The 15,220-nt window shown below is 36.8% G+C and carries 10 protein-coding genes; all 10 read right to left on the bottom strand.

The genetic code is table 11. From position 1 onward, the window contains the following. Positions 1–293 precede the first annotated feature (293 nt). The 10 genes from ACRD69_RS15180 to ACRD69_RS15135 all read right to left on the bottom strand — a co-directional run bounded on the left by ACRD69_RS15180 (position 294) and on the right by ACRD69_RS15135 (position 14,033). Positions 294–1,772, bottom strand: coding sequence for a T9SS type A sorting domain-containing protein (locus tag ACRD69_RS15180; RefSeq protein WP_430815955.1), 1,479 nt, complete (start codon positions 1,770–1,772; stop codon positions 294–296). A 75-nt stretch (positions 1,773–1,847) separates the two neighbouring features. After that, on the bottom strand, positions 1,848–2,747 hold the full coding sequence (locus tag ACRD69_RS15175) for a S1 family peptidase (protein WP_430815954.1): 900 nt from the start codon (positions 2,745–2,747) through the stop codon (positions 1,848–1,850). Between the two features lie 129 nt (positions 2,748–2,876). Beyond that, positions 2,877–3,980, bottom strand: a complete 1,104-nt coding sequence (locus tag ACRD69_RS15170) for a redoxin domain-containing protein (protein ID WP_430815953.1) — start codon at positions 3,978–3,980, stop codon at positions 2,877–2,879. 139 nt (positions 3,981–4,119) lie between these two features. Then, positions 4,120–5,106: a TlpA family protein disulfide reductase gene (locus tag ACRD69_RS15165; protein ID WP_430815952.1), complete on the bottom strand. Its 987-nt coding sequence runs from the start codon at positions 5,104–5,106 to the stop codon at positions 4,120–4,122. A gap of 49 nt (positions 5,107–5,155) precedes the next feature. Further along, positions 5,156–6,613 (bottom strand): PKD-like family lipoprotein, encoded by a 1,458-nt coding sequence (locus tag ACRD69_RS15160; protein WP_430815951.1) that lies wholly within the window; start codon positions 6,611–6,613, stop codon positions 5,156–5,158. Between the two features lie 11 nt (positions 6,614–6,624). Then, on the bottom strand, positions 6,625–7,404 hold the full coding sequence (locus ACRD69_RS15155; protein ID WP_430815950.1) for a DUF4843 domain-containing protein: 780 nt from the start codon (positions 7,402–7,404) through the stop codon (positions 6,625–6,627). Between the two features lie 11 nt (positions 7,405–7,415). Continuing rightward, positions 7,416–8,807 (bottom strand): RagB/SusD family nutrient uptake outer membrane protein, encoded by a 1,392-nt coding sequence (locus ACRD69_RS15150; RefSeq protein ID WP_430815949.1) that lies wholly within the window; start codon positions 8,805–8,807, stop codon positions 7,416–7,418. A gap of 13 nt (positions 8,808–8,820) precedes the next feature. Further along, the gene (locus tag ACRD69_RS15145) at positions 8,821–12,132 is read right to left on the bottom strand and encodes a SusC/RagA family TonB-linked outer membrane protein (RefSeq protein ID WP_430815948.1); all 3,312 of its coding nucleotides are present in this window, start codon (positions 12,130–12,132) and stop codon (positions 8,821–8,823) included. 153 nt (positions 12,133–12,285) lie between these two features. Beyond that, the gene (locus ACRD69_RS15140; protein ID WP_430815947.1) at positions 12,286–13,464 is read right to left on the bottom strand and encodes a FecR family protein; all 1,179 of its coding nucleotides are present in this window, start codon (positions 13,462–13,464) and stop codon (positions 12,286–12,288) included. Positions 13,465–13,529: 65 nt separating this feature from the next. Further along, positions 13,530–14,033: an RNA polymerase sigma factor gene (locus ACRD69_RS15135; protein WP_430815946.1), complete on the bottom strand. Its 504-nt coding sequence runs from the start codon at positions 14,031–14,033 to the stop codon at positions 13,530–13,532. Between the last annotated feature and the right edge of the window lie 1,187 nt (positions 14,034–15,220).

The raw sequence follows: 15,220 nt of genomic DNA, 5'->3' as shown, positions 1-15,220 counted from the left end.
TAGTATAAGTCAACATCGCACATAATCTGTTTATATTTATTAGCACACTGAAAGAATATTTTATGTATATAAAATCACAATATGCTTACATAAAAATACCTACATTAAAAAGGTATTATTATAGTTTAATATTGTATTTACCTACAAGAAATAGTGAAACGAATGAAGCATAGATAATTCTATCAATATTGAACTAACAAGATAGGTCTTCTTAATATAATCAGTGCTTTTAGCTCTGCAATTAAGTGAAAAAGCCGGGGCAAAACCAATAATCCCCGGCTCAGAAAAGCAAACTACTTAACCAATATTTTGGTTAATTTTGTATTTGTAGTATCTACCACTTTTAATATGTACATACCTGCACCTACACTGTAGTTAATTTGGTTTGATGAACCAATCACACCTTTTTCAATGCACTTACCGCTTAGGTCGTAAAGCTCATAAGTAGCCATAGCTGACTCAATGCCTTCAACATGTACATAACCATACGATGGGTTTGGCGAAACTGTTATTGCGTTATCAGAAATTTCATCTACAATGGCTGTAGGAGTTGGGGCGTAAACAAACAACTTATCTTCATTTGCTTCACGTCCATTTACTAAAAGTATGTCGCCAAGCTTACCAATTGCAGAATACATCTCCAAACTTGCATTTTCTTGAGAAATACCACTACCATCCGTTTTATACAAAGCTAATTCACTACCATTAGCTCCTTGATAATATAAAGCATTATTGTACTCGCAAAAGTTTATTGGATTATGGTTTGTTGATGAGAAACCATCAAAATTACTAAGGTTTGTTAAACTAGGGCTGGTTTCATCCGGATCATAAGAAAATAATTGACCGGTACCATCATTACCTTTGAAGTAAATCTTACCACCCCAAACATAATAATTATCTGTGCCCGTAATTGTATTTGCAAGGTCAACTTTTACAGTAGTTATTTCCGTACCTTCAGTTTCCCACAACCATGAATCATTATAATCGCCCGAAAAATAAAGCTTATCATCTACAATTGTAAAATTCTCAATAAAAGCATCACGTGCCCAACCCGGACCATATGTATTATTATCAATATTTGCCACGAAAACAAACTGTTCTGAACCGATATCATACTTGCAAAGTTCGTAACCTGTTGTAGCTTCAGAACCATCAACATCACCATAAAAGATGATGTTCCCATTGTAATAAATGGCTTTATCGGCATAGTGAGTTTGACCTGTACTTGGAACATCTGTTACAGAACCAGCACTGTACACTACCAGATTATTACTTCCATTAATAAAATAGATATTTTCACCAACAACCATTGGGTTTTTAAAATTCTGTGTTTCATCAACAACAGTTAACGAACCAGTAGTAGAATTATATTTATATTGTTTGGCTACAGCACCATTTTCATCACTCATGATAGTACTAAAATATAGTTCATCATTATACATGAAAAAACCTGATGGTGAAGATTCATTTTGATAGGTAACATCTTCCGTGCCAATCAGGTTCGAATTTTCATCATAAACATTCTTAGTAACAACATAACTACCTTCGTAAATATCAATCACTTCTGTTCCATTCTGAGTCCCATCAGTAACATATAATTCCTGACCATATTGTCCACTAGCTTGAAAATATACTTTGCCATTATACTCAGTAAAGTAATAAGGATTCTTAACAGCATCTCCATTTTTATCATTTAATTCTGTTAAGGTTACTTGACCTTGCATTACCGTCACAGTCAGCAATGCCATCATTAATCCGTAAATCTTTTTCATGATTACAATTTTTAGTTTAAAAATAATTATTGAATTTGCTTTCCTCATTAGGAAAGTCTTGGTTTTATATCGCAGTTATTTATCCAGCCCCACCATTCTTCGCAAAATGGATACTGGAATGGTTTCGTAATTCACCATTTGTATCATACGGTGATCGCCACTTCCCCCTATATATGGCGAGGTAGAAGATACCACAGCTACAACCTGACCTCTGTTATTGTACATGGCGCCACCACTTGAACTGACCGCAAAAGGCACGCTGGTAGTTAAGCGCAAAGTTCCTGTTTCGCGGCTTATAAAATATCGCCTTGCATAACCTCGGGTAAACTCATAATAATTACCAATAGGATGCGATATCAGGTTCATCTCCTCACCTACAGCTACCTGAGTATGACTTAATGGGATAGCCTGCAAAGTTGTATTTCCGGTTTTCACTCTGAATACAGCTATATCGTGCTTTTCGCTGGCACACAGGATTTCCTCTATGGGCAGTATATTACCGGCATAATCCATGGCGGTTAACAACTTAGCTCCACGCATGGGTTGGCCCAATTTTTCGAACACATGGTAATTAGTCACACATATGCCACGCTCATCGATAATAAAGCCGGTGGCCGGGCTCAGTTTCAATCCCGGTTGGTTATCCATTTCATACATCTGAGCAATTACCAGCGTTGATTTCTTTAGATCGTTGTAACTGGTGTAAGTTGTATCAGGGGTTTGAATGTTTAATTCTGCATGATTAGTGATGTTCATCAGTTGAGTAGCTAACTCCTCAAGTCTGACATAATCGCCTGATTGAAGTAAACGGGTGGCACCTTCGACAAAGTGCTCGTTAATGCTTCGATCATTCACCACCAAATCCGAAGAATAATGCTCAACTGTATTCAGGTCAATGTTTTCAGCTTTGGAATTACACCCCGCCAACATAAACACCAAAAGGTACATCAACAGATATTTTTTTTTTATCATCATCTCTTTAAGTTTATTAATCCATAGCTAATTGTTAGTCTTAAGGGAAAGAAAACTGCCGACAAAACGCAGCGTTGACGGCAATTTTCATCCCTGGCTATTAAAGCCACTTACACTCTAACCCAAACCTTTCTATAATAATTCGTTTATCAGCTCTTCCAATTCAGGACCATGCACTCTATTACCGCGCAAAATTCCTTCTTTGTCAACTACAAATAAGTGCGGTATGGCGGTTACTCCATACTTAAAGCCTACCGGGCATTCAAAACCTTCCAATGTTGATAATTGTTCCCAAGGCAATTTATCCTGCTTAACAGCTTGTAACCACGACTCCTTATTTGTATCTAAAGAAATACCAATAATTTCAAGTCCTTTACCCTTGTATTTATTATACAATTCAACCATCATCGGATTAGCCGCACGACAAGGCTTACACCATGAAGCCCAAAAATCGATAATCACTACTTTTCCTTTATAGTCGGCTAACGACACCTTTTGTCCTTGTGCGTTATCAATGGTGAAACCAATTGCCGGATCACCTATTTTAGTCATTTGAATTTTCATCAAACGTTCGATGGTACCAAAGGCATCATGATCCTTAAATTTGTCTCGGAATAACTCCTGCAACTCCAATACTACTTTTTTATCAAAAATAGCAGCATTAGCAGCCAGCTTGAATAAAGCCCACTCGGTATCTGCGTTATCGCGAATAGCCTGAATCGTTAATTCATCAAGTTTATTTCGTAAAGCCGCCTCTTTAACACTAAACTCCTTTTCGGCCTGTTGTTTCTCATAAATAGATTTCGCCATTTTCTTTTTGATGCGAATCTCTGTCTTCAACTCATCCAGTTGATTATTAAACACAGCACCATGCTGACGATAAGTGCGTTGAAGATTAAAAATACGACGTCCTTCTGTGTAATTATTCTTTAGCTTTTGGTGATCGACAACCACTTTTTTATGACCTCCAGCAGCTTCTAATTTAGTAACAGGTAAAACATCATCATCGATGTAAATACCTAATACAGATCTTTTTTCGAGTTTACCAGTCAGGTCAAACTGATTGTTGACAATTGCGCACTCAGCAATAACCACACGTCGTGCACCATCCATAATTTCCAGAGTAACCTTTTTTCCATCTGAGTTGATCACATGGCCTTCAACCTGTATTTTTTCACCATTACACGAAACAAGTGAAAAAATTAATATTGCGATATATACTGTATATTTTGTCATTTTTGTATTTTTTTTCACGGTTAACTGAGCTCTTATAAACCCCCTTTAAGCTCATTACTTCATCTGGTTCTTGTATATGATGCCTTGTTAACTTCTAGCGTGACAAATTCATTTTATTAAGAACAACTATCTATAATTGTTACAATGCTTTTTCAATCATTTCATCCAGACGACCTGTGATCTTATACCAAGGTAAGCAGGTAATGATTTTCCCTTCTTTATTGACCAATAAGACAGATGGAGAAACGTGTACACCATACTGTTCTTCAATACGGTTAATTTTATCATCAGTCCCACCATACACGGGGAAAGGTATCTCGCAATAATCTGCATCCATAATCCAACGCTGGTCACGAACGTGCATGCAAAAACCTTTGAAATTGATGTTACTACCCTGATACTTTTCGTAAGCTTTCTTAATATGATTATAAGGATAGTGATCGTCACCTTCGGGGTTATAAAAGTACACCAGTGTCGCTTTACCATCGTCAGACAATAAACGAGCCGGTTGACCATCAATACCATATACAGTCAAATCACGCGCATCCATTCCTTCCTTTACTCCGGTTTTGGCATATACCATATTCATTAAACGTGTGTAATCAGGGACTTTAGTGGCCCTGCCAGTAAAACTCTCAGCAACTTGTTTTATGTTATCATCATATCGCGCCCTATTATTGTAATAGAAGTTAACAGCCGCCGGTGAATCCAAATGCTCTTTAATGGTTTTTGCAGCTTCATCCCTGTCTATAATCGCAATTAGCTTCGCATGTACTATCTGATCTGGATTATCCGTTTCAACCTTTAACTTCTTAAAACCAACCTCAATGTTATAATGATAATTTCCAAGAAAAATAGTACCTAGTAGAGGTGGGGCCTCGTTAAATGATGGTTTATCACCCCATACCTTTAATCGTACTGGTGCCTCACAATACCCTTCGAATCGAAATTTGCCATCCACTACTGGTACTTTAATCGTATTGGCTGACAACCAATCCAGCTCATCATAGAAATATAAACTATCTGTTTCATAACCAGATAATGCACCTTCAATAATATAGCCCTTTTGTCCTGTTTGGCATGCACTTAGCATTGCAATCAGGCATACATAAATTATTATTCTCATCTTCTTCTTAAATATTTAGTTGCTATTTGCAAAAAGTCGTTTGTTCCAATTAAATTCTTACCATATCTTTTAGTATTCCATTCACCTCCACAGTTGTTATCACAGTCTGGTCTTTTGTCGAACGTATTTCAACAAGGCTGTTTTCGCCATCAGACAAGGCTACGGCAAATTCACCCGAAGTGGTAAAGTAGAAATCCAATATTGTATCATCTGCCTCATACCAGTTTTCGACAAATACATTATTACTGCCAACATATACATGTACTTGATTACCTTTCACAAAAAACATATTCTTCGTTCCGTCCGGTATAAATATTTTTGTATCATCATCTATGTATTTAGGATCTATATTCTGAACACTGTTAATACGAATATCATAGGGATTAGGATCCCAAGGTCCACTAACATTTGTATCCATTGCGTGCAAGTGAAACGCACCATTATCGTCTTTCAAAATGGAATAGATGGCTGGTTTATCCCACGAGATACCCGCATACTTTAGATACACACAATCCATTCCCAGGTTATTCACATCAATATCACTGGCATCGGGTGTGCCATCAACCTTTAATACTTCCTGCGATTTGGCATTAGAATTTCGTAGGTTAACATACAAATAACGGCGGGTTGCTTCATCAAACACCAAGTAAACCATATCATTTCCAACCCTTGTTAGTTTATCGCCTATATAATGCTCACCACTTATGGGTGCATAAAAATCAAACGGATAACCATAATTAATTTGTGTCGCCGCAAATAAATCGCCTCCCGTAGTTATAAAACGAATACTTTTTGATACCTCATCATCCGTAAAACCTATATAAGCGGGACTAAATGACGAAGTGAGATATTCTGGTGCAGCAAAATACTCACTGGCCATATTTTCTTTTTCCATGTTTTCGGCATTTAAAATATAGCCTTCATCATCGCCAGTAATAATCCATTGACCAAAACCGCCATTATGACCAAGCGTATGTACATTAGCCATTAATGATTCATCATTAACATTTTGATATACCATTGGATAGTACTCCCATAAAATCGTATTATTGACACCCCGTTCTACATCAGATAAAAAACTGAACTCACCTGCACTTGAGGTACTGCTCAGAAAACCCCAGCCAGATGAAAATGGTTCTGACACGGTTATTTGCGTTCCAAAAGTATAGTGTACACCCGAAGGCTCGTGTATCACTCTGAATTCAACACTGCTGGTCTCAAAATGAGCCAACACATCCAGGTTTCGCTCCAAGCTCAAGGTATCGAAACGCAAACCATTGACATTAAGTAACCACATATAGCCCAATTCTTTTTCCGGAATGTTGGTTAAAATAGTTGGTTCAATGAGAATCTGGGAACCATATTTATAGGAAAAATTGGCATCGGCAAAGTTTGTTACATAAACATCACCCATATAATTGTAATCGTAATTCCCCATATCATCATGGCATGCCACTGCAAATAGTAATACGAGAAATCCAGCTACTATATTTAAAATCTTTTTCATTGTCATTGCTTTTAAATCGTATCAACTACGTCCATTCCATTCTCATCAATATAGGGATCACCATTCTCATCCCCTTCTTCCAACCATAATACAAACATTTGTACCGATTGCTTCCGAGCTGTTTCATTTGCCCAAGGGATATCATCACCCGCATTATTCTTTTTCCAAATAATATAAGGTTCAACAGCCCATGGGTCAGAACCATCGTCAACGCCCATAAAATTGAGCCAAAGAACACACTTTGCTATCGTAAATTCACCAAGAGTCCATGTGTTCCACCAGTTCGGCTTCAACAAGAAATTAGAATATTTGATAATAATAGCATCTTGTGGTCCGGCCTTTAGATCGTCGGAATCGATAATTTTAATGGCCAAATCAAACATTGTTTCGTCCATCTCTGCTGTCTTTAGCAACATTACTTTGATGGTTCCATCCACGACTCCTGCAGGAATAATACTTTCTGTTTCAGAAACCAATTCATAATGCACGCCCTCTTTTGCCGAACTTAAGGAGTCAACTACGGCGAAAGCGATCTTCCGATCTTTATCAATCGCAGCTCCAGCTATTTTCACTGGTAATTCGTATAGTTTTTCAGAGACTGCCTGCTCTGATTCGAAAATAAAGGTGTAGTTCTTTTCCAGATAACCAAAATCATCAATATTTTCAAGGCGTTCATTTTCAATAGGAAAATACACGTATGCCTCCGAACTAAATGTCTCGATCTCATCAATACTACAGGCAGAAACCACTGCCAGTAAGATAACTAAACTAACTATAATTAACTTATTCATCTTTTTTTCTTTTATATGCGTGAACCATCACCAAATTCAATCTCATTTTGCGGTAACGGGAAGGTATAAACAGATTGGTCAACCAGCAGATCATCGTAGTGCAAGGCTGGCAGTGTTGTCGACATTAATCGTTTATTTAAAAAGAAGTATTGTCCTTCAAGGAACGTCTCCTTTCTGAACTCCTTGATAATTTCCTCCATTACTTCTTCTTCTGTAGCCGATTCGTTGACCGCCTGTACAGAACGCCTGCTTCTTACCTCATTCAATAGAGCGATGGCAGCACTTTTGTCTGAAGACAGTGTATTCTCAGCCAGAATTAAAAACATTTCCGATATCTTAATCAACGGCATGCCTACCACAAATTCATTATTGTATTTCGTAGAGATATTTTTATTACCATTTACATCATAGGTAAAACAGTAAGTATAACGAACATCATTGGCACCAGCTCCTCCGGTTACAACATCAAATATTTTGGTTTTACCATATTCGTAGAATTGATCACCGGTGGTGTACTTTCCACCACCAAAATCACTCGAAGCCATTGCATACAACTGGTAAGCATTCAGTATTAATATGTTTTCATTAAAAAACACCTGATCCTCCAGTACATCTTCAGTACTTGTCCATTCGTAAGGGAAATTTTCCATCACTTGCTGCGCATATTGGCTAGCCTTCTCTGGCTCACCTATATATTGATAGATACGTGCTTTAATTGCTAGGATGGCATAGTAATTAAAGCGATACTTTCGAACTGTCAATAATGCGTTTTCCTCCTCAAACTCCAGCCCTACAATTGGATCAACAAGCTTTAGGTTTTGTTCAGCATAATCTAAATCTTTCAAAACTTTTTGGATAACCTCGCTGGCACTCACATGTTCAAACACCCTTTTTTCGAACACATCGACATAAGGGATTGCCTTAGATTCAGGCGAATCGCTATAGTTAACCGCAAACGCCCGTAATAAATCAAAATGTATAAAGGCGCGAATGGCTTTTGCCTCAGCTTTTATTCCCAAATAATCGGCTTCGGTGAATAAGTCCCGTTTTGCATCAATATTATCCAATAAAAAATTGAGGTTGGCAATTACATTGTAAGCGTTAATAAAAATATTATCACTGCGCCCATATTTAGAGGCATCCTCATAATTATGAAGCGTATTCAGTTCAGAAGTATAATGATTGGTTGCTACTTCGGCCAGATATCCATACGTCAATTCTTTGCCATATAGTTCACCTTTAGATATACCAATATAAGCTCCATCCAATATCTCCATAAATCCCTCGGCAGAACTGATCTGATCATTGGCTTCAATATCCCCAAGCGGTTGTACATCCAGCCAATCGGAGCAAGCGCTCATTATAAAGACTGTCAGTAATAGTATCAAGTTTAATCGTTTCATCATCAGTTATTTTTTAGAAGTTGGCATTTAAACGTAAACTAAAAGAGCGGGCAAACGGATAGGTAGTGCCTCTTTCACGCTCAATAGTAGATACATACAAAAGATCATCCATGGCCACACCCACACTCATCGACTTCATTAGCAACTTACTGCACCATTCCTTACTAATCCGATACTGCAGGTTTAAGGTCATCAACTGAAACTGGTTATTATCCTGTACAAAGCGCGAGCTGGCTTGTGTGGTTGAACCATCAGCATTGGCCTTAAAAGGAACAATATCACCCGGTTGTTGCCACGTCAATTCAAGTGCTCTACGATCCACATTCATCCATTTATCGGAGTTCTCAACTTTATCAAGTAAGGTTTGATTGTAAGCCACTCCTCCTAATCGGTACATACTCGACACTGATGCTGAAAAACGTTTATAGGTATAGTTGAGACCGATGCTACCTTCCAATTTTGGAGCCCGGTTACCCACAACTACCATATCTTCAGATCGCCATTCCCAGGTTGGATTACCATCTTTGTCCAAAAATAATTCCTGCCCAGTTTGCGGATCAATGCCCAATGAACGCACAGCATACAAATCATCAACCGATCGTCCTTCTATAAAACGGGACGTGAAGTTGTACTCTTTACCAGTATTTTCACCAGCAGCCTCTTCCAGTCGCTCATTATATGATTTTAAGCCGTCACTGATGGACATGATTTCATTTTTAACATGTCCACCTGAGAAGGTAAAAATCAAGTTTGAGTTCGAATTCTTATAAATTATCGAACGGAAATTAAAGTCGATTCCCCGATTTGACATTTCTCCCAGATTGCTGGTCATATCTTTAAAACCTGATGATGAAGGTAAAGTTACAGGCGCAATCATATCAACTGTTCGGCGATCGTAGATACTGGCCGTGATATCAAACAAATCATCAAAAAGAGAAAGCTGAAGATTCACTTCTTTTGACTTGGTTGTTTGCCACACTAGGGATTCATTACCAAGAGCCTTTAAACTTACGCCAATACGTCCGAGGTAGCGGGCATCAGCATAATAACTAAACATATCGCGGGCCTGATAAGGTGCAAATGAGATAGACCCTGTTTCACCATAACTCCCTGTAATTCTTAATGTATTTAACCAAGTGATATTCTTAACAAAATCGGTACTACTTAGGTTAAATCCTGTACCCACACTAAAGAAAGGCGCAAACTTTTCTTCGGTTCCAAAAGTCGACGAACCATCCATACGAAAGGCACCATCCAGCAAAATAACATTACGGAAGGAGTAATTAACGCTACCAAGGAAGCCCACTGTTCGTACTGTTGCTTCAGTTCCTTGTGGAATACCTCCTATTTCATAACCTTTCGCGAAAGACGGGAAATAGCGATCGTTACTAAAGCCCTGTGCGACCATACCATCTGAGATGGATTTAGCTTCTGAAATGGTACCTCCAACCGTTGAAGTGACCACATGATTCTCATGACGATACGTATAATTCAACATCAAGTTAAAGGAGATATTCTCACTTTTCGTGTTATTAATCATATACTCACCTCTGTCATCAACTGGTAATTGGCTATCAATATAACTAATGGACTTCGGCGACAAAAAATCTTCCATTTTCGATTTATTGATGCTATACCCCAGACGACTTGTTAGTTTCAAGGATTGTGTAATTTTCCAGTTTAAGGCCAAATTATTCACCATATTGGTATACTCTGACCGATTTAAGTTACCTACTTCAGCTTCTTTTAAAGGATTGGTTCGCAATAAATTCCCCCAACGCCCGTTACTTCCCCACTGCTCATATATTTGGCCATTTGTATCGTATAACGGAAAATAATTGGGTAAGCTTAAATAATCGCTAAAGCTTCCATATTGGCTATTATTAGCTTTATTGCTGTTAAAACTCAGTAGATTGGTGAAATCAAATTTCTCACTTACATAATAATTTAAATTCATATTAATTGAAAAATTCTTTCGATATGAACCTTTCATCACCCCTTTATCATCGCTATAATTTGCACCTAAACCGTAACGAACTGATTGATCGCCTCCACTCAGATTTAAACTATGCTGCTGAGTAAAGGCATTTTGCACTGCTTGGCTTTTCCAATCTGTATCAACGCCTTCGTATAACCACTGTTTGATCTGCATATAATTATCAAACTGGTGTCTGTCATCCCAATCTTGGCTATATAAACCCAGATTTTCCTGATAACGCAGCAACTCTTCTCCATTCAACATATCATACGAGCTAAGATCAGGTACATTTACCTTGTAATTACCACTGTAGGATACACGCATTTTACCAACCTCCGGGTCTTTGGTTTTAATAACAAACACCCCATTTGCGGCGTATGAACCATAAACCACTGCCGCTACTGCATCTTTAAGAATGGTAATAGACTCTACCCGATTCATATCTAAGTCTATGACATCTTGCAAGGACACAACAAATCCATCCAACACAAATGTGGGCATATTAGGATCAGTCTTTAACAGGTTAAGCTCTGAATCGTCCAGTGCACTCTCAAACGACGATGCGCCGCGGAAACTAATTTCAGGTAACTTATTAGGATCAGAACCAAACTGGTTGTTTTCCAAAATTCTAAAGGAAGGATCCAGTTGGTTCAGGCTTTCCAATACGTTATCTGTACCATACTGCAATAACTCCTCTCCTTTGACCGTACTAGTCACCCCCGTATACGTATCTTTTTTACGTTCGAAGAAACCGGTAATTACCACTTCGTCTAAATCGCTTACCTCAGTTTCCATCACCACATTAATGATAGTTTGATTATTCACTAAAAGGGTAACTGTTTTCATTCCTATAGAAGAATAGCGTAATTCAAGCCCCTCACTATTGGGAAGGTTAATAGAGTAATTACCATCCATATTGGTGATTCCACCAATACCAACATCCATACAAACCACATTAACACCTGGGATTGGCAATCCATCCGTATCCGTCACTTTCCCTTCAACAAGAATATATTCCTGATTTTGTGACACTTCCTGATTAATTTGAGATATCTGCTTTTTCTGGATCAAAATAATGTTACTTTCAATAGAATATTCATAGCCTCTTTCTTCCAATAACTGCTCCAACACTTCTTTTACGTCAACATCATCAACATGTATACTTATGCCATCTATATCAAATAAATCCTCCCCCATGTATAGAAAACCTAACTCTGACTGCTTTTCAATGGATTGCAAACACTCATTGAGTGTTGCATTCTTTAGTTTTAGAGTAACTTTCTGCCCTAATACAGAAGCGGATAGATGTACATTACATATTATCAGAAACATTACAATGTTTTTCATAATCATCCAATTTCGCCTTCGGCTTAAAAGAAAGCCGACAAGGCATTTACGCTTTTTTTTCATACTTTCGCACTGATTACAAATTTTAGTAATGGATTTATCCATGGGAAGGCAGGAGAAGGTCGCAGTTTTCCTGCTTTCTTTTAGATATCCTTACTTTACAATTATTTTATTTTCAACAACTTCGAATTCGACTTCACTAATCTTTTCAATTAAGTTCAATAAGGTCTCAATATTTTCAAATCGGGGTAACTTACCAGTAATCAACTTCTCTCTAACGTCAGCTGTAGCATACTCAACCTCTATTGGGTACCACCTTGCTAATTCAATAAACATCTCATCTAAACTGTTTTTACTAAATTGAAAGTAACCCTTGGTCCAACTAACATAACTTGCGGTATTAACTTCTTGCACAAAAACACCATTATCTGTTCTATCATAAACAAATTGCTGGCCCGGTGTCACAAAAATTTCATCCTCTTTTCCTAAAATATTATCAATTTGTATCTTACCATCTACCAGGGTTGTATGCACCATTTCTTCATCTGCATAACAACTCACATTGAATGCCGTGCCTAAAACTCTAATATCATAAATAGGTGTATGCACTATAAATGGTTTTATATCGTCATGTTCTACTTCTAAATATATTTCACCAATAACTTCTACAGATCGTATCTTATCAGAAAACTGAACCGGAAACTTAATACTCGACATGGAATTTAACCAAACCTTAGTTCCATCCGCCAGTATCAATTGAAACTCCTCTCCATGTCCAACTCTAACCTCATTGTACAAGTACTCTGACCCTCCATCCTCATCTGTTAAATATTGAATTGATCCAGAATCAGCGAAAACCTGAGTCCCATCCTTCTCTAGAATTGCATCTAGCGTTGTTCCTAATTTCACTACACTTCCATCACTTAAAATTAGTTCAGCACTTTGCTTACCTGGTCCGATCTCCTTGTTATCTGCCAGTCTATTATTATCTAAAACATCTTGAAAAAATAAATAACTAAAGACCAATAGTACTCCAACAAAAACAGCAGCAACTGAAGAAACCATACGCCAATTGATTGTTTTCACTCTCGATTTTCTACTATTGTTTGCTTTGGCTTTAACCAAATGATATGCTTTTTCTACATCACTCCAGTGATAGTTTTTCAAACGTGTAATTAAGTTCTCTTCATTACACAATTCCTGAAACAGCTTCTCATTTCTGACAGAGCTATTACGCCAAGACTCTAGAACTTTATGCTCTTCATTGCTAATATTACCAAGTACATACTTGACAATTAGTGCAGATATATTATCGCTTTGATGGTTTTTCATATCGTAAAAACTTAACGTCTTTCAATACTACTACACCATTTTTAACAAAGGGGGGTACGTAATTATTAAAAATTTATAGAAAATAGTAAAAAAAGATATTTTAGCCTTCCTAGTCGCTCCTTTAATTGTTTCCTCGCTCTCTTCTTTTGTGTTTTTATAGTTTCTATTGAAAGCCCCAATTCTTCAGCAATTTCGGGATTCTTTAACCCTGATAAATATAACTTGAATATTTTCTGACATTGTGAAGGTAATTCATTTATGACTTTATATATTTCGCTATAAAATTCCTCCCGAATGATATCTTCTTCTATTGAAACTTCACTTTCCGAATTATAAACATACTCTTCAAATTTCATATTCTGACGCTTTATGTTACGAATATGATTTAAACAGCGATTGCGAACAGTTGTATATAGAAATGACTTTACTTTTCGGTTATCTTTTATTTCAATCGACTTATTCCAAATCTTCACAAAAATATCCTGAACAAGATCTTCAGATTCACTAATATTTTCAAGATAGCCATTAGCATAGTTAACCAAGGGATTGTATAAGGTATTAAATAGCATTTTAAGGCCTTTTTCACTTTCAAAATTATTATTTGTCAACGAGTGTACCATAATTAGCTATTATGTCCTTGATTATATAAAAACAAATTTTAGTATTTTACTTGTGAACGATTCAAGTCAACCAATAATATATTTAAGAGCCTCCTACGTTCTTTATTGAACCAAATATAGGAAGTTTTTTTTCGCATTTCCTACTAACGCATGTTTACTGTATAAATTGCGCAAATTAAAATCCTAATTAGAAAAATTGGCAATATCCACCACACCCTTTTTCTTCATACTCTTAAATAACAATTCCAGCAAACTGATAATTTATCCATTAAAAAGTGACATTGCACAAAGTTTTTTATAAGATATTTAATGTATTTTGTTCAAAACTATGGTGGTATTAAAGACAGAGCTGGTATAATCATTTTTTTAGAGTCCGTTGCCAGAAAATCAACATTCTTTTTACATGATGAATATATTAAACTGACAACAAATTCACTAGTTTCTATGAATAACTTCATTTGTTTCATACCTCTCGTTTTGTGATTCTACTTTTATCGTATGGTTCAAAAATGGGAATGATCGGCACATGAGCATATCCCGTAAAGACTTACTGCTGTTCCGTTTAGACATTTGATGTATATTATAGTTGTTGCAGGACTTTCGAATTCTACGTGCCAGATACGTTTGCTACCAGGTATTTCCTCTAGTATTCCATACCTATCATTACTGATACGGGATGTGACACTTAATCTGCTGGCGAATAATCCAACTGCGAATATTGAAATTAAAATTTTAATAACTCTAGCCCATACTATTTGACTTATGTTTGTTCTGATGACAGAAAGACTTAGTACGATAACACCCCAAATTGCCCCTAAAAATTCACTAACATACAAACACTTGAAACGATTGCAGCTTATTCAACATTATCTACGTTATGTGCCAGATGTTAATTAAATCATTATAAAAAAACATTTGGTTTTAGACATGAAAACAAGCCATTGGAAACAATAGCATTGAAAGTATCCGGAGGTTATTTAATTGAATGTTGAGGTATAATAGAATTTTAAAAAGGGATTCAGATTGTATGCTATCTGAATCCCTGGGGTTGTTAAATGAACTTACGTTTAAATTCAATTTAAACATACTCGGGGATCAAGTATTTCTCATTCTAGTTCAAAATAAATACTATTCTC

It is taken from the genome of Carboxylicivirga agarovorans (assembly GCF_050589845.1).
In the GTDB taxonomy this organism is placed as follows: domain Bacteria; phylum Bacteroidota; class Bacteroidia; order Bacteroidales; family Marinilabiliaceae; genus Carboxylicivirga; species Carboxylicivirga agarovorans.
This window is presented reverse-complemented; position numbering and strand designations above follow the sequence as displayed.